Source organism: Paenibacillus sp. S150, from assembly GCF_019352175.1.
Lineage (GTDB): Bacteria > Bacillota > Bacilli > Paenibacillales > Paenibacillaceae > Paenibacillus_AQ.
Genome location: NZ_JACBYI010000058.1, coordinates 1 through 16,830, shown reverse-complemented (window position 1 = coordinate 16,830; position 16,830 = coordinate 1). Strand labels below are relative to the sequence as shown.

The following is a 16,830-nucleotide window of genomic DNA, read 5'->3' as shown; positions in this document are numbered from 1 at the left end:
CTTCTATGCCTTCGGTGTAATTTCCAGTACCGTTACGGACATCGCCGGCAGCTCCACAGCAAGCGTATCGCCTTCCAGGGTAAACGCAGTGAACGGCTGCGGAACAACCGCTTCCGGCTCGCTGAACGTGTTATGGGCATCAATCGCTGCCCCGGCAAGCGTAGTGCCGGCAATATCCGCCTGTTTGCCGGCCAGACCACGCAATTCCAGCGGAAGCACAGCCGCCGCCGCATGATTCAGATTGCACAGGCTGATATGAATCACACCCTCTGCCGTTACCGAAGCCGAGGCCGATACCTCCGGAATCTCCTTGCCCTCAAAGCTGTAAGACCCGCTGTCCAGCGTCAAATCCAGCAATTCAGCATCCTGATGCACCTTATACATATTGAATACATGGTAGGTCGGAGTCAGTAGCATTTTGTCGCCTTCGGTAAGAATGACAGCCTGCAGCACGTTAATCGTCTGGGCAATGTTCGCCATCCGTACACGGTCACTGTGCTTGTGGAAAATATTCAGCGTAAGGCCGGCAACCAGCGCATCGCGGATTGAATTCTGCTGGTACAGGAAACCCGGGTTCGTGCCCGGCTCCACATCATACCAGGTCCCCCATTCATCCACAATCAGGCCAACCCTCTTCTCAGGGTCATATTTATCCATAATTGCGCTGTGGCGCGTAACCAGTTCTTCCATGCGCAGCGCTTTTTCCAGTGTGGAGAAATATTCGGAAGTTTCAAAGCCGGTAGCCGCCCCCTTATGCTGCCAATCCGGGCCCGGAATGGTGTAATAATGCAGCGTGATCGCATCCATGAAGCGGGCAGCCTCACGCATCAGTACTTCCATCCAGCGGTAATCATCGACATTCGGCCCGCAGGCGATCCGGTAGATTTGGTTGTCGCCATAATTGCGGACATAAGTCTGGTAACGGCGGTACAGATCAGCATAATATTCGGGACGCATATTGCCGCCGCAGCCCCAGTTCTCATTGCCCACGCCAAAATATTTGACCGCCCATGCTTCTTCCTGTCCGTTCTCTGCCCGCAGCTCAGCCATCGGTGAAACGCCGCTGAAGGTCAGATACTCCACCCATTCGGACATTTCCTGCACTGTTCCGCTGCCCACATTGCCGTTGATATACGGCTCGCATTCCAGCATCGCGCACAGCTCCATAAATTCATGCGTTCCAAAATGATTGTTCTCCACCGTGCCGCCCCAGTGGGTGTTAATCATCCGCTTGCGTCCTTCACGGGCTCCGATGCCGTCCTTCCAGTGGTACTCATCGGCAAAGCATCCTCCCGGCCAGCGCAGCACCGGCACCCTGATCTCCTTAAGCGCTTCCACTACATCATTGCGGATACCGTTGGTATTCGGAATCGGAGAATCCTCTCCCACCCAGATGCCCTCATAAATACACCGTCCCAAATGCTCGGAGAAATGTCCGTAAATATTCCGGTTAATCGTTCCCTTGCGGATATCTGCATTAAGCACTGCACGCTGAGCCATTTAAATGCCGCCTCTCTTAAATTAATATATTTATTAACTATTTAATAAGTATATTAACATTATAAAGGGCTTGCTTCGCATCCGTCAACAATAAAAAGCGCCCCCCTGCCGCACGCGGCTCAGGAAGCGCTTTTTCTGCTATAGACTCATTTTGTCAGAATTCAGGGTAACGGTCTGGCAGGAGCCGCAAGCCTAGCCCAGATCCCCCAGCTCGATCTGCACAATGCCCCGCTCATCCCGCACTGTGCCGACAAGATGCATCAGACTGCCGAACTCCAGCTCCTGGAATTTTCGCGCCGCGTTCTCCCGCTGCAGCTCCCACAGGCATTCACCAAGCGTACAGACTACCGGTACATCGCAGCGGATTTCCGCCAGCTCGCGGGACAGATGGAGCATATCGAGATCGGCTTCGATTTTGGCCCGCACCCCTTTGGGCAGCAGGTGAAGATTCTCAATAACACCTTCGACGGTGCCGAATTCCGTCAGCAGCTTCAGCGCCGTTTTCTCGCCGATGCCGCGAACCCCCGGATAGTTGTCGCTGGTGTCGCCCATGAAGCCCTTCAGGTCGATCACCTGGGCAGGGGTAAGTCCCCTTTCCTCCAGCAGCTCCGCCGGATCGTACACCTTGTAATTGGAGCGGCCTTTTTTCATAATTACGACCTTGACGCTGTCGCTGACCAGCTGCAGCATGTCATGATCCCCGGTCAGAATATAGACCTCGGACTCTCCGCTGTAGCACGAGGCAAGGGTGCCAATACAGTCATCCGCCTCATAGCCCGCCAGACCGATATTCGGCACGCCAAGCTCGGCCACCACCTCTTTGACCAGATCGAACTGCGGAATCAGCTCCAGCGGCGCATCAATCCGGTTCGATTTGTAGCCGTCATACTTCTCGGTGCGGAAGGTCCCCTTCCCCATATCCCAGCAGCAGACCACATGGGAAGGCCCAAACGTGCTGACCGCATCGAAAAAATACTGCAAAAATCCGTATACCGCATTCGTCGGCATGCCTGCCTTGGTCTTGCGGATATATCCTCCATAGGCGGTCGCATAAAAAGCCCGGAACAGCAGAGCCATTCCGTCAACGATCATTACCCGGCCCTTTGTTTCTGAACTCATGTGTAACCTCTCCTTAGTAGCTTCTTATTTTCGGGTAAGCCGCAGCTGCTTGGCGGCGTTGCCTGCCTGGACTTCCTTCAGCCGCCAGCCCCTGTTTTCCAGGTTCTTGCTGCATCCGGCTCCAGAAGGAGAAAGAATCAGTCCCGGCTCCAGGCCGCAGCATACTGCTCTTCCTTGAAGCCCACCGTTACCTGCTTGCCGTCAGTGACAATGGGACGTTTGATCAGCATGCCGTTGCCGGACAGCAGTGCAAGCTGCTGTTCTTCATTAAGATCCGGCAGCTTGTCCTTCAGCCCGAGATTCTTGTAGACCTCGCCGCTGGTATTAAAAAACTTCTTCAGCTCAAGCCCGCTGTTCGCCAGCAGCCCGCGCAGCTCAGATACAGTCGGCGGCTGCTCGGCGATATGCTGCAGCTCCAGCTCATGCCCTGCTTCCTTCAGCCATTTCACAGCGCTGCGGCAGGTGCCGCATTTCGGATATTGATAAACTTTTAGTTGGCTCATCGGCTGCTCCTTCAATGTAAATTTTGATTAAATTGCAGGCTGGATATGCAGGCTCAAATGCTAAACTCCGCAATAGGCCACTTTGAGCGAAATCAAAGGTAGCTTTACCTTTCATTCAACGGTTCGCTCCGAAATAACGGCATTATTGCCGTTGTTGATGCCCGCCCGGACGGTTTGCTCCGAAATAACGGCATTACTGCCGTTGTTGATGCCCGCCCCGCCGGTTTGCTCCGAAATAACGGCATTACTGCCGTTGTTGATGCCCGCCTGGCCGGTTTGCTCCGAAATAACGGCATTACTGCCGTTGTTGATGCCCGCCTGGCCGGTTTGCTCCGAAATAACGGCATTACTGCCGTTGTTGATGCCCGCCCGGCCGGTTTGCTCCGAAATAACGGCATTACTGCCGTTGTTGATGCCCGCCCGGCCGGTTTGCTCCGAAATAACGGCATTACTGCCCTTGTTGATGCCCGCCCGGCCGGTTTGCTCCAAAATAACGGCATTACTGCCCTTGTTGATGCCCGCCCGGCCGGTTTGCTCCGAAATAACGGCATTACTGCCCTTGTTGATGCCCGCCCGGCCGGTTTGCTCCGAAATAACGGCATTACTGCCGTTGTTGATGCCCGCCCGGCCGGTTTGCTCCGAAATAACGGCATTACTGCCGTTGTTGATGCCCGCCCGGCCGGTTTGCTTTTTCATTCGGCCAGGCGGGCCACTTGCGGCAAAATCAAGGGATTTCACCTTTGATTTGCACAATGTCGGCATCTGCCACTGGCGCCTGCCGCAGCTTTGCCTGCAGCAGCGCCAGATCCGGGGGCAGCGGCGCTTCAAAGACCAGCTCCGTGTGCAGCACCGGGTGCTGGAAGGACAGCCGCACCGCATGCAGCGCCTGGCGCGGAATGGACGCGTCCAGCTCCGCCACCCGTTCCAGCTCCGCATGCTCCCCGGCGTCCAGCTCCGCCAACCGTTCCAGCTCTGCCTGCTCCCCGGCGTCCAGCTCCGCCACCCGTTCCAGCTCCGCCTGCTCTCCGGCGTCCAGCTCCGCCACCCGTTCCAGCTCCGCATGCTCCCCGGCGTCCAGCTCCGCCACCCGTTCCAGCTCCGCCTGCTCTCCGGCGTCCAGCCCCGCCACCCGTTCCAGCTCCGCCTTGCCGTAGAGCCAGTGCCGGTACATGCCGTCGCCGATCAGCGGGCAGCCGATGGAGCCCATATGCACCCGGATCTGGTGGGTGCGGCCGCTCTCCAGCTTCAGCTCCACCATTGCTGCGCCGGGGTAAACCTCCTTGACCACGTAACGGGTCAGGGAAGGATAGCCGTCCGGCGTCACAATCCGCCGGTGCGGCTCCGCCGGGTCGCGGTCGATCGGCCCGTCGATATCGCCGCTCGGCACAGCAGGAACGCCGTGTACCCAGGCGTTGTAGCGCTTGTCCACCGTTCCGGCAATCATCTGCTCGGAAATATGCTGGTGGCTGTAAGGATTCTTCGCAATGACCAGCACGCCCGAGGTCTCCTGATCCAGACGGTGGACGGGGCGGAAGCGGTACTGCTCACCCTTCTGCGCCCAGTAATAGACAACTCCGTTTGCCAGCGTGTCGGTATAATGCCCGTGGGTCGGATGCACAATCATCCCCGCCGCCTTGTTGACGACCAGCAGATGCTCATCCTCATAGAGGATCTCGAAAGGAACCGGCTGCGGCAGAATGTCCTCCGAGGTCTCCTGCTCCATGCGGATCTCCACGGTATCCCCTGCATTGACCCGCACGCTGATATAGACCCGTTCTCCGTTCAGCATAATGCCCTGGTCCGTCATTTTGAGCCGGGACAGCAGCTTGCGGGATACGCCCATCCGCTTCTGCAGGAGGGTCTTAAGCAGCCAGCCGTCCTCGGAAGGCGGCACCTGATATGAAATTGGTGAATAATAGCCCGTCGCCATCTTAATTGCGGAACACCTTTTTGCTGCGCACATATTCTACATCAGCAACTTCCAGCCGTGTATTGGCCGTGCGGGCCAGCGCAAAAAAGTAATCCGACAGCCGGTTCAGATAGATCACTGCCTCCGGGTTGATATCCGCACTCCGTCCCAGTGTAACTGCGCGCCGCTCCGCGCGGCGGCAGACGGTGCGGCAGACATGCAGCACCGATGACAATTGGCTTCCTCCCGGCAGGATAAAGCGCTCCAGCACCGGATTTTCCGCCTGCAGCGCATCGATCCAGCCTTCAAGGCGCTCTGCCATCCCGCTTGTCACCTTATATTTGTTCTCGCTAAGCTTCACAAAAGCCAGATCAGACCCGCAGTCGAACAGCTCATGCTGAATCTCCAGCAGCTGCTCCCGCACATCGGCGAACCTCCCGTCCTCCATCAGACTGCGCGCCTGGCCGACAAAGCTGTTCAGCTCATCAATTGTCCCGTAGGCTTCGACACGGACATCGTCCTTGCCTACACGGCCGCCAATGACCGATGTCTCTCCCTTGTCACCCGTTCGTGTATAGATCGCCATTTCCGTTTCCCTCCTGCCTTCAAATCACATATTCATAGTTTAAACGTTCCTGTGTAAATAAGGCAAACAAAGATCAGGATTTATGACATGTAAATAACTCCCTGAGCGCACAGGGGCGCCCCGTATGCCAGCTTGGATCATGGCTTTCTGAACGTAATGCAGTACATCATGCCTTTGCAGGCTTCCTTGTACCCGATCTCCAGCATATTCTCCGGAATCAGTCCCGGAATGCCCGGCACATCCTTCCCGTGTTCAAAATAATCCAGCATCCCGCTGGAGATATCCAGCCCGAACAGCCCGGCCTGCTCCCGGATATAAGGAAAGTTGTCGCCGCTTCCCGCCGATGTCTCCAGCACCCTGTCTCCGTCCCGCAGCTCAAGCTCAGACAGAAATTGAATTCTATAGCTTCGTTCCCCGCCGGATTTCAGCGCAAAATAAGCCTTATTGGAAAGGCGGTAGAAACGGGCGATTTTGTTGTACATTTCCAGATACCTTTTATTGCTCCTTCCGCGTCAGCTTCCTTAAAAAACGCCAAAAATCCGTGCTCCCACGGATACAGCTGTCCCTTTGCCGGGTTCACGGCTCCTGCGGGCGTAAGCTCCAATGGTTCAAAAGCACCCGGGTCCCGCAGTTATTTCAGCCTTCAGCATGCCCTCATCCTCTTTTCTGTGCTGCACTACCGGCAGCATATATGCAATAAACATCCATGCCGCTCAATCGCGGCGCTTCAGACGATGAAATTTTCGGGGAAGGCCCTCAATTGGGCTTCGCCAAATTCGAGGCTTCCATAACAATGCCCCAAATCCGGACAATGTTATTTCAGGATAGAATGAATTCAGTATATGCCTGTAGCCGTGTCCTGCCATCGGTCTTCCGCCCGCTCCAAGCTCCGACCCGGGACGCAGGGCAGTACAGCTGCGCATCATATCCAGCGTCCCACTCTTCCCTTCTCTTCTGTTCTGGCCCAAACGGCGCCAGAGCAAGGAGGCGGGTGTCTTGAGAACACGCCCGCCTCTTTGCTTACCGGCCCTTTACTTGGGTGTTAGCTTACTTTGAACCGCGTAATTGCAGTCCGCATGTCGTCAGCCGTCTTGGCCAGCTGCGTAGAAGCCCCGGCAACCTCCCCCATAGACGCCAGCTGTTCCTCCGAAGAGGCGGCGACGCTCTGTGAATAGCTTACAGCTTGCCCGGCAATTTCAGCCATATGTTCAACCGTGGAGGTCAGCTCCTCCGTTCCGGCAAGCAGCTGCTGGGAGGAAGAAGAGACCTCGTGAATCTGCGTGCGGATTCCCCCGACTCCATTTAGTATCCCGGCAAACAGCTGTCCTGCATCTCCAACCATACGGGAGCCTTCCTGCACAATAACGGCATTTGCGGTCATGGAGTCTGCGGCTTTGAGATTCTCCAACTGTATCTCCGAAATCAGACTGCTGATATGGCCCGCTGCTGCTGCCGTTTGCTCCGATAGTTTTTTAACCTCGCCTGCTACCACCGAGAAGCCCCGTCCGTATTCCCCGGCCCGTGCCGCCTCAATCGCCGCATTCAGTGCAAGCATGCTGGTTTGATTGCTGATCTCGGTGATGAATCCGACAATATTCCCAATCTGCCCAGAGCGTGAACCGAAGGAATGAATCAACTCCGAGATACGGGTTGCCGACAGCTCCATCTCTTTCATCCGCCCAACCGCCCCGCTGATTATTTCGTGTCCATTCTGCGCCTGAGCGGCTACCATACCGGCCGTTTCCGCCGCCTCCATAGAAGATTCGGCAATCCGCTGCACACCGGCTGCCATCTCCTCCATTGCTCTGGCCGATTCACCGGGTCGCCTGAAGCTGGGTGCCGGCTCCCGAGGCTATATCCTGAATGGCTTGCACAACATGCTCGGCAGTTTGATTCGTCTGGCCCGCACTGGACATTAATTGCTCCGACGTTGCTGCTACCTGCAACGAATTGCCCGCTACCCTGCCCAAAAGCTTGCTTAGATTTTCAATCATCCGGTTCATATAACCGGCCATGGTGCCGAATTCATCTGCGCTGCGTATATTCAGCTTGCGGGTAAAATCGCCATCCGCCATTCTTTGCGAGAGCTCATTCACCATACCGAGTCTGCGGGTAATGAACAAGCTATAAAAGTAAACCGCGAACAAGGTAACCGCCAGTCCTGCCAAGCCAGTCAGCACAATCGTGCGGAGCAGCGGCTTCAAAGGCGAATACAGCTCATTCTCGGGAATAGCCAGGCCCAGCACCCAACCGGTAGCGGGCAGCTTTTCATAATACAGCTGGTAGGCAGCCTCCGCATCGGAGTACTTAACCATGCCGCTGTCCTTTTGCAGCAATTCCTTCCCAGCGGAAGCCAGACTGGCGTTGTCCTCATCGGAAATTTTCAGCTTCATAATCTTTTCTTTGTCCTGTCCCGCTATGTAATTGCCTTGCTTATCGAGCAATATCGCCCAGCCTGTGTCTCCGACCTTGGCCTGCTCGATCTTTTCCTGCAGTGTCTTCAAATTAATGTCGCCTGTCATTACGCCGAGCAGCGCCCCGCCGCCGTCAAAAAACGGCACCGAAAAGGTAGTCATCGTCGTATCCGTTCCGGCGTCATAATAAGGGTCGGTAATTCCTGTGTGCTCTCTGCCAATTTGGTACCAGTCCTGCTCGGGATAATTGTAGGAAGGATCGCTGTATTGCTCAGTAGTGATTATATTTCCGCCATCGCGGTAAGCATAGGAGGAGAAGAATGCTTCATTCGGCTTATACCGGCCCGGTTCAAAATAAATCCCCACGCCAAAGGTATCCCGGTTCGAGTCCAACGCACTGCTGAGCATAGTCCTGTATTGCTCCAGCGTATAGCCGGATGCCCCATTTTCAACAACCCGGGCCAGGACCTCCGGAACTTTGCTGTGGGTGCTTAAATTGGCTGAAATTTCGTTGGAAATATCAGACAATTGCAAATTCATTTTTTCTTCAATTTGATGCTGGATAATCGTTTTGGAGTAGTTGTAGGAAAAAATCGCGACAAGCAGCAGGGTAACGAGGAAAGCAGGCAGGATAGTTGCGAATGTTCTCATGCGTATGCTTTTGAAATTCAATCTTGTGATCCTGAACAAAACATTTGCCAAATTAATCCCCCCTAAGTAGATGCAACTGCTACAAGCATATTGAAATTCCATCTGGAGAGATACCTTCTAAAGGTTATTCTTTTGTCGAATAGCAGAACAATTTGTTGTAATTTAGTGAAAAACGCCGTAATTTTCGGCACCAAAATTCTAAAACGTTTCCATTCCGTGGTGCTCTTGCTGATGGATGGCAGGCTGAAACGGATACCGTCCTTATAAGGACGGTATCCGTTTCAGCGGGAAAGATAAGGCTAATGTATAGCGTGAAACATATACATTCTTATCTTTTAACAAAAAGGGACCCGAAGGTCCCCGGCAAGAACAATCCCAGCGTCAGCGTCTGCGGGAATGTCCTCTCATGTATTCATTAATTTTCAGGTCCAACAGACTGCTGATTTCAATCACATTGGCTGAAGTGAACGAATTCTCCTGCACAAAAAGCTGTTCCATTCTGCTGCGGAGTATGCGAATCTCATCTTCCAAAGAGAGCCTGCGTGCATTAATCTCACCCTTGGCGGGCCGTTTGCCGCTTCCGGTCAAACACTCCCCGCAATAGGAAGGCAAGTAATAATCGGCGCTGAGCACAATCATCCCTCCTAAATGTATTATTCAGAAAAGAAAATCCTTGTAAATACTAATACAGGTGTTTCTTGTTCTCAGAGTAAAATAATACCATACAGCAGGAAGATCCGCTATAGTCCGATTTACTTCATTCGTGTTGCATTATTTGCTTCGTTCGCGTTCAAGCTGTGAGACAAACGCCCCTATCCGTTCAACGGCCTCGTTCAGCTGTGAAACAGAAGTGGCATAGGAGCAGCGCAGATACCCTTCGCCCCCAAGGCCGAAGACACTGCCGGGAACCGCGGCTACCTTGAATTCGAGCAGCAGGCGCTGGGCGAACTCGTCGGAGGTCAGCCCGGTGCGGCGTATGCTCGGAAATGCGTAAAATGCGCCTTGCGGCTCATGGCAGTCCAGCCCGGCATCGCGCAGGCCTTTGACAATCAGGCGGCGGCGCTGGTTATACGAATCTGCCATCCGGTCCTTTTCTTCCATGCCGTTGGTCAAAGCCTCCAGCGCAGCCACCTGGCCCATCGAAGGCGCGCACATGACCGTGTACTGATGGATCTTCAGCATTGCGGAGATCAAGTCCGGATGGCCGCAGGCATAGCCCATGCGCCAGCCGGTCATGGCAAACGCCTTGGAGAAGCCGCTGACCAGTATGGTCCGGTCAATCATCCCCGGCAGGGAGGCAAAGCTTACATGGTTGCTGCCGTAAGTCAGCTCGGCATAGATTTCATCGGAGATGACGATGAGATCATGCTTTTCTACAACCCTGGCAATCGGTTCCCAATCCTCACGGCTCATGATTGCTCCCGTCGGATTGCTGGGATAACAGAGAATCAGAATTTTGGAGCGCGGGGTAATCTTGGCTTCCAGCCCCTCGGCGGTAAGCTTGAAGTTGTTCTCCCCAAACGTCTCAATGCCAACGGGAATCCCGCCGCCTATCGCCGTTATCGGCGAGTAGGAAATATAACAAGGCTCAGGGATAAGAATCTCATCTCCCGGCGAAATCAAGGCGCGCAGCGCCAGATCAATCGCTTCACTCCCGCCTACTGTGGCGATAATCTGGTTGGCCGGATTGTACTCTACTGCGAAACGGGTCTGCAGATATTCGGCGATGCCTTCCCGCAGCTCCGGCATGCCCGCGTTCGAGGTGTAGCCGGTAAAGCCTCTTTCCAGCGAATATACGCAGGCTTCCCTGACATGCCAAGGCGTCTTGAAATCCGGCTCCCCGACCCCGAGTGAGATAATATCTTTGCTGCCTGCCGCCAGATCAAAAAACTTGCGGATGCCCGAAGGCTGAATCTGCTGGACCAGCGGCGCCAAATAGGAATTCATCGATTTGCCTGTTTCTCCGGTATGCTGGCTGTTATTCGTGATCATTTGATTACTTCCTTTACGGAGATATCATGAGACGGTTGTCTTCCTCATGCTCTTCAAAGATGATACCGTCCTGTTTGTATTTTTTGAGCGTAAAGTTGGTTTTGGTAGAGAGCACCGCATCAATCGGCGACAGCTTCTCGGAGACGAAGTTGGCGACCTCCCGCAGGTTGCGTCCTTCCACTTCCACTAACAGGTCATAGGCGCCTGACATCAAATAGACCGATTTCACCTGCGGATACAGATAGATCCGTTCGGCAATGCCCTCAAAGCCGCGGCCCCGCTCCGGCGTAATCTGCACCTCGATGAGTGCGGTTACCCGTTCATCGTCGACCTTATCCCAATTTACGACTGTGGCATATTTGACGATCACATGGTCTTTTTCCATCTCTTCAATAACCTGTTTGACATCCTCTTCTTCCGCTCCAAGCAACGTCGCCATCAGCGCCGTAGAGCTCCGCGCGTCCTCCTTGAGCAGTTCCAGCACTTTCCTCTTCAATTCATTCATTTCTTTCATGCCTTCCCTCCGGATCGATCGCCATTCGGCCGCCTTAACAGTCAGGCTGCACCTCCTGCGAAAAGAGTTTAATACTAATATGACACGAAAATGCCACTTCTGCAAACAAAATCAGGCAGGCCGGAAGGTTCCGGCCTGCCTGATTTCAGTAAAACCCGGCGGGCGGCCAATAGCAGCGGGAACAGCAAAAAAGCAGAGGGCGATTGCACCGCCGCTCTGCCTGGCCTTGCCGGTTAATTCTCTGGCAGCTTCATTTCATCTTGCTTCACCGCCGGGATAGCAGGGTTACATATAATAAGGGTTATGCACATTCGCCTGATGCGCAGGAATATTGGAGGCCTGGTTGTAAGCTCCGGCTCCGCCAATCTTCTGCTGCACGAACTGCTGGCATTTCTGCTGGGTCTGCTGGGCCGTCTGAATCTGCTTGTCGATGTCCTGGCGCAGCGCCTTGCCTGGAGCTGTGTACATATTCAGCTGCGACATCTGTGTATACAGATCGCCCTGAAGACGCAGCGTATCCATGGTCAGGTCGTTGAATACCCGGCGCACTGTTGGACAATTCGACTCTGTGGCAGCCGTGGTATATTCGCGTACCGTCCGTTTCAAATCAGCCAAAACCGTGTTCAATAAATCTTCATCCGCCATAAATGCCGATCCGTTTTGTGCGTTCACAAAATAACCTCCTAAAAGTTTTGTGAGCATTGCTTCCTGAGACGGCTTCGTCAAAACTCGCTCCGGAAGCATATGCCTTATGCTTGGTGAGCCCGGCTGCTTCAGCAATTATTGCTGCGGCTGGGTTGGTGCATACTGCTGGTGCTGATGGAGCAATTGAACCAGCGCGTCCATATGTTGGGTGTGGCTTTGAATTTGCTGGGTGCAAATCTGGTGTACCGTGGAATTCTGTGTGGACCCGGCGGTAGCAGCCAGCTGCTTGATCAGCAAATCCTCATTGGAGATGGAGTCTGCGATATATTCCACTTCTTTTCCGCTAAGCGCCTGCATTTGCGTTGATTGCATGTTCTGTATTCCCTCCTTCAGATATTCAAGCAGTATTTAGTATGGCTGTGACCGCAGTTCTTTATGTGCCGGGAAGCACAAGCCGCAATTTGAAAATCCACCGGCAGCCACGCATGAGAGCCGCAAAGGCTGCCAATAATACAATATCGGAATCTCATTTAAGGGGAGATCAGCAAATGAAATTAAACAGCGGGCAGCTGCCTTGGAAAGGCTCACTGCCAAATCCTCCATCCTATCCTGCACTTGACGGAGATATTACTTGCGATTGCCTGATTGTAGGCGGGGGGATGGGCGGAGCCATGGCTGCTTACCGGATGTCCTTAGGCGGTGCAGATACTGTTCTCATTGATAAAAGAGCCATCGGCACCGGAAGCTCCCATGCCAATACAGGCTTACTTCAGATCGCCAATGATAAATCACTGACTGCCTGCATCAATACATTCGGGGAAGAAAACGGAGTGCTGTTCTATAAGCTCTGCCGGCAGGGCATCCGCAGAATTCTGGAGCTGCCGGAGCAGCTCCGCATCGATCCGCAGATTATTGGGCGCAGCAGCCTGCTGTATGCCAGCACGCCGGAAGATGTGCCGGCCTTGCGGCAGGAGCACAGCAACCTGGTTGCCCATGGCTTTGATTCCGACTTCTGGGAGCAGGACAAGATCAGTGCACACTACTCCTTCACCAAACCAGCCGCCCTCTATTCCAGGGGGGATGCGGAAACCAATCCGTTCCGGACGGTTCACAGCCTGATCGACAAGGCCCGCAGCAACGGGGTGCGCATCTATGAGCATACCCGGGCACGGCATTATGAATACAGCGCCGACGGTGTGGGCTGCATCACGGACAAGGGACGGATTTTCGCCAAAAATGTAATTTTTTCCATGGGCTATGAAACCCAGGAGATGAAAAAAGACCGGGGAGCCGAGCTGATCAATACTTACGCCATCATGACGAAGCCGATTAAGAATTTTCCCAAATGGCATGAAAATAGCCTGATCTGGGAAACGGCCCGTCCATATCTCTATTTCCGGACCACCCCGGACGGCCGTATTATAGCGGGAGGCAAGGATGAGCAGCTGACCGATCCGGAGCAGCGGGAAATCCGAGTGCTCTCCCAGGGCCGGCGGCTGCTCGAAGAGCTGGAAGCCCTTTTTCCGGAAATCCATGGAATCGAAGCAGAATATTCCTGGGGCGCGGTGTTTGGCTCTACCCGCGACGGACTCCCTTACATGGGGCCGCATCCCGAGTACCCTCACTGCTATTTCATTGAAGGCTATGGCGGTAACGGGACGGTCTACAGCATGATTGCCGCCGAGCTCCTGGCCGACACCATTGCGGGGAATTACCGCAGGGAGCTGGAGCTGTTCTCGCTGACCCGTACCTCCAAGCCGAATCCTTCTCCGGCCATTCGGGCATAGCCGGCGGTGCTTGAAGAAAGAAACCAAGCTTAACTGGTACGATTTTATATGTCCGACAGACTTAAACACAAAAACAACCGCTTGAGCTTTTGCAGCCCAAGCGGTTGTTTGCCGAATAAATCGCGGCAGCAGATATATACTATTGTGCTTGCACGTATTCAGCGGATTTGATTCCCGCTTGGCGGCCGAAAATAATAATCTCCGCAACAGAGTTTCCGCCGATCCGGTTCTGACCGTGCAGTCCGCCTGTAACCTCACCGGCCGCAAACAGGCCTGGAATGGGTTCGCCGTCTGAATTCAGAACTTCTGTGTTGGTGTTGATCTTTACGCCGCCCATGGTGTAATGGATCCCGGGGGCGATTTTGATCGCATAGTAAGGAGCGCCGGACAAATCGTTGTCCATTCCTGTCGTTCTGCCGAAATCGGCATCCTGTTTATTTTTTACCGCGCTGTTCCAGGCATCCAGTGTCGCCTGAAGCTGATCCGCCGGAGCATTCATCGCTTGGGCCAAAGCCTCAATGGACTCTCCTTCGACCACAAAGCCCATCTTTTCGTATTGCTCAATCGCTTTAACACGGGATTTGACACCCGAATCAAAGACAAGAAAAGCAGATTTCTCAGGAAGTGCATCAATTGAGGCGGTGACTTTGTCACGGGTATCAAGCTCGTTCGTGAACCGCTTGCCTTCACTTGAGACAAGGATAGCGCCTTCGCCGCGGACCGCTTCCCCGATGAGGTAGGAATTTTCCTGCTGCACCGTCGGGTGAACCTGAATTTGATCCATATCGACGGTTGTGCCGCCGAGCTTCTCAATCATCTTAATGCCGTCACCCGTGCTGCCCACCTGGTTCGTGGTCACATACCCTTCCAGATCAGGTCTGACCTCGGAAATCAAATCCATATTGGCGCCGAAACCGCCGGTTGTCACAACGACAGCCGCCGCAGCAATTGTTTTCTCATCCGTCTGGTTAAAGAGGACCTTGACGCCAGTCGCTTTGCCGTCTGTTTCCGTGATTTCCTTAACCTCGGCGTTTACAAAAAGCGGAATGTCTTGTTCCTGAACGTTTGTCACCAGGCCTTTCACAAGATATTGCCCGACGGCGGAGCCGTCCTCAGGACGGTGTGTGCGCTTTTCGTTCATGCCGCCGGTAATCGTGATGTTGTTCAAGCGGATGCCGATGGAATCCAGCCAGTCGATTGCACTTGCGGAATTGTCAACGAAGAAACGAAGCATCTCTGTGTCGTTGGTATCATGGCCGCCTTTTAAGGTTTCCTCATAAAATAAATCATTGCTGTCTTCAATGCCTTGCTCTTTTTGAAATTTCGTTTCGGAAGCGTTCATTCCTGAGGATGATTTGGTGGTATTCCCGCCGGCCACCGGCATTTTTTCAAGAATAACCGGATTCAAGCCCTTGGCCTTGGCCTCAAGCGCAGCAGTCATGCCGGCGCCGCCAGCACCGACAATGATAATATCATATTTATCTTTTAATTGATCGTACGGTGTATAGCTTGCTTCTGATGCCCCCGAAACTGCTTCGGGCGTGCTTGTCGCGCTTGCTGCGTTATTCCCGCTTTTATTCTCATTTGCGCTGTTATCTGTGCTGCTGTTTCCGTTGCTGCATCCTGCTACAACAAGCATTACCGAAAGAATGAGAATCAGAGCGGCTGCCGTTTTATTTCTCATGTATAACCTTGCCCCCTTGTGCATATTTTCACAATTATCATAGCGGCAAAGGTGCACCTCTTGGAACCTTAAGTAACTAAAGAAATCATTAAGTAACTAAAGTAACTGGTTCTTCCTCTTGGAGAGGCGAAATGCTCGCGGTGCGAAGGGAGACCGGCCAAGGTTCCAGGTCCTGAGGAACGTTCACATTCTCCAGTTGCGGCAGATGCTTGAATAGAAACATTAGGTAGCGGCAGGGGCGCAGTCCCTTCTTTTTTACCGTTTCCATCACATTATAAATGACGCTGCTAGCATGGCGCACCACGTGGTGTATTTGCAAACAGCCAATTTTTTTGCCCGATCACAAACGGCTTTATGGAGCGTTCCGCCCGGTGTTCTCCAGCTCCATCCGGCCGTCCTCCAGGAACAGTGTCAGCTTGTGCCATGGATTCAGGCAGTACCCTATCGCTTCGCCCAGTTTGCTTCTGGGTAATATTTTGCCTTTCTGCTGATGCAGCCAACCGAAGGGCTATCGCTATTTGAAGACGGGAAGTATTTGACGCTTACCAGCATACCGACCGTAGCATAGGCATGCAGCAAAACGACTTGCCGTCCTTGACCGGGCAGCGCAGCTGTTGCATTTCAGGTGTAAGGCTGGCTGCTGAAGCCAGGCAGGAAGCCAAGCGGAAAAAGGTCACTTCATATTCCCCCAGCCGCTTTTTCGCAAGGGTTAGTGGAAAAAAGGGTACCTAATCGATCCGTTTCTCTCTTACAGAGGAATATGCCTATATTAAGATGACCTTGAACCATTCATAAAGATGACCTTGAACCATTCATAAAAAGGGCAGCCATTTTAGTGGTAAAAAGGATAACTAAAGTAGCGCATTCGGATTCCGGATCATCCCTAGTGGGAAAAAGTACAACTAATCCGGCTGAAATCAGCCATTTGGGGGGAGTGGGCCTCTATTAAGTGTACAAATTCCCACTAAAGCCCGTTAAAGCCGGAATTCCAGCCCATTAGTGTTACTTTTTCCACTTCGCTTTCGTTCCCTATGAACCTCCTTGCGTTTCATCAGCGTTTTCAGGTTCGCCGGTTCCATTACTATACATTCAATTACCTTTTTGGCCCAAAACCAAAATCAGCGGTTGACGATGTGAATGAAGTCCGCTGCGGGTCCAGAGGGTTCTTCCGGCCGCTGTTACAGTCCGGTTTCCTGATTGGAATAAGACTACTGGTTGAAACCGGTTTTTAAAGGCGAACACTATCTTTTCTCCGAAATTCCTCTGGCCCTCCGCTTTGTTCGCACTTAGTGTGGCCCCTTCTTTTTAGATGGAGCCAGCTTTTCACGATTCCTTTAAGACTTTTCCGTCCATTTAAGTGTACTAATTCTTTCGAATTCCACTTCATTCACTCCATTCCATTCCACTGCTATGAACGAATTTGTCAATTCCCCTGTTTTTCACCCTTAAACCAAGGGGGTTCAATCCCTTGGGCATAGAGACAAAATGCGAGTCGTCGGCTGGCACACTGCTATCCGTGGGTTGGT

18 protein-coding genes are annotated in these 16,830 nt (G+C 53.3%); 1 reads left to right on the top strand and 17 read right to left on the bottom strand.

Annotated features, from left to right (window positions below; genetic code table 11):
• Positions 1-3 precede the first annotated feature (3 nt).
• The 14 genes from HYD27_RS29530 to HYD27_RS29465 form a co-directional block, all read right to left on the bottom strand.
• Positions 4-1,500: an alpha-N-arabinofuranosidase gene (locus HYD27_RS29530; RefSeq protein WP_219221309.1), complete on the bottom strand. Its 1,497-nt coding sequence runs from the start codon at positions 1,498-1,500 to the stop codon at positions 4-6.
• 192 nt (positions 1,501-1,692) lie between these two features.
• A complete protein-coding gene (locus tag HYD27_RS29525) occupies positions 1,693-2,619 on the bottom strand; it encodes a 5'-3' exonuclease (RefSeq protein ID WP_219221308.1) in 927 nt (308 codons plus the stop codon).
• A 137-nt stretch (positions 2,620-2,756) separates the two neighbouring features.
• Entirely contained in the window at positions 2,757-3,122 is a 366-nt protein-coding gene (locus HYD27_RS29520) for an arsenate reductase family protein (protein ID WP_219221307.1), read from the bottom strand.
• A gap of 111 nt (positions 3,123-3,233) precedes the next feature.
• On the bottom strand, positions 3,234-3,818 hold the full coding sequence (locus tag HYD27_RS29515) for a hypothetical protein (protein WP_219221306.1): 585 nt from the start codon (positions 3,816-3,818) through the stop codon (positions 3,234-3,236).
• Positions 3,819-3,846: 28 nt separating this feature from the next.
• Complete coding sequence (locus tag HYD27_RS33090; RefSeq protein WP_219221305.1) at positions 3,847-5,052, bottom strand: RluA family pseudouridine synthase; 1,206 nt, start codon at positions 5,050-5,052, stop codon at positions 3,847-3,849.
• Position 5,053: 1 nt separating this feature from the next.
• Positions 5,054-5,617, bottom strand: coding sequence for a cob(I)yrinic acid a,c-diamide adenosyltransferase (locus tag HYD27_RS29505; protein ID WP_219221304.1), 564 nt, complete (start codon positions 5,615-5,617; stop codon positions 5,054-5,056).
• A 137-nt stretch (positions 5,618-5,754) separates the two neighbouring features.
• Complete coding sequence (locus HYD27_RS29500; protein WP_219221303.1) at positions 5,755-6,099, bottom strand: class I SAM-dependent methyltransferase; 345 nt, start codon at positions 6,097-6,099, stop codon at positions 5,755-5,757.
• Between the two features lie 560 nt (positions 6,100-6,659).
• Complete coding sequence (locus HYD27_RS29495; RefSeq protein ID WP_219221302.1) at positions 6,660-7,418, bottom strand: methyl-accepting chemotaxis protein; 759 nt, start codon at positions 7,416-7,418, stop codon at positions 6,660-6,662.
• Between the two features lie 13 nt (positions 7,419-7,431).
• Positions 7,432-8,682 carry a methyl-accepting chemotaxis protein gene (locus HYD27_RS29490; RefSeq protein WP_219221300.1) on the bottom strand — a complete coding sequence of 417 codons (1,251 nt, stop codon included), beginning with the start codon at positions 8,680-8,682 and terminating at the stop codon, positions 7,432-7,434.
• A gap of 381 nt (positions 8,683-9,063) precedes the next feature.
• On the bottom strand, positions 9,064-9,270 hold the full coding sequence (locus HYD27_RS29485) for an aspartyl-phosphate phosphatase Spo0E family protein (RefSeq protein ID WP_228745419.1): 207 nt from the start codon (positions 9,268-9,270) through the stop codon (positions 9,064-9,066).
• Between the two features lie 183 nt (positions 9,271-9,453).
• On the bottom strand, positions 9,454-10,674 hold the full coding sequence (locus tag HYD27_RS29480; protein ID WP_219221297.1) for an aminotransferase class I/II-fold pyridoxal phosphate-dependent enzyme: 1,221 nt from the start codon (positions 10,672-10,674) through the stop codon (positions 9,454-9,456).
• Positions 10,675-10,687: 13 nt separating this feature from the next.
• Positions 10,688-11,188 carry an Lrp/AsnC family transcriptional regulator gene (locus tag HYD27_RS29475; protein WP_219221293.1) on the bottom strand — a complete coding sequence of 167 codons (501 nt, stop codon included), beginning with the start codon at positions 11,186-11,188 and terminating at the stop codon, positions 10,688-10,690.
• A gap of 285 nt (positions 11,189-11,473) precedes the next feature.
• Complete coding sequence (locus HYD27_RS29470) at positions 11,474-11,860, bottom strand: spore coat protein (RefSeq protein WP_219221291.1); 387 nt, start codon at positions 11,858-11,860, stop codon at positions 11,474-11,476.
• Between the two features lie 108 nt (positions 11,861-11,968).
• Positions 11,969-12,205 carry a hypothetical protein gene (locus tag HYD27_RS29465; protein WP_219221289.1) on the bottom strand — a complete coding sequence of 79 codons (237 nt, stop codon included), beginning with the start codon at positions 12,203-12,205 and terminating at the stop codon, positions 11,969-11,971.
• A gap of 176 nt (positions 12,206-12,381) precedes the next feature.
• Here HYD27_RS29465 and HYD27_RS29460 point away from each other — a divergent pair, with 176 nt between their 5' ends.
• Complete coding sequence (locus tag HYD27_RS29460) at positions 12,382-13,620, top strand: NAD(P)/FAD-dependent oxidoreductase (protein WP_219221287.1); 1,239 nt, start codon at positions 12,382-12,384, stop codon at positions 13,618-13,620.
• A 139-nt stretch (positions 13,621-13,759) separates the two neighbouring features.
• On the opposite strand, the gene HYD27_RS29455 is transcribed toward HYD27_RS29460, so the two are convergent.
• The 3 genes from HYD27_RS29455 to HYD27_RS32800 form a co-directional block, all read right to left on the bottom strand.
• A complete protein-coding gene (locus HYD27_RS29455) occupies positions 13,760-15,304 on the bottom strand; it encodes a flavocytochrome c (RefSeq protein WP_219221284.1) in 1,545 nt (514 codons plus the stop codon).
• Between the two features lie 287 nt (positions 15,305-15,591).
• Entirely contained in the window at positions 15,592-15,648 is a 57-nt protein-coding gene (locus HYD27_RS32805; RefSeq protein WP_309242147.1) for a hypothetical protein, read from the bottom strand.
• 8 nt (positions 15,649-15,656) lie between these two features.
• Positions 15,657-15,800, bottom strand: a complete 144-nt coding sequence (locus HYD27_RS32800; RefSeq protein ID WP_309242146.1) for an IS66 family transposase — start codon at positions 15,798-15,800, stop codon at positions 15,657-15,659.
• Positions 15,801-16,830: the final 1,030 nt, after the last annotated feature.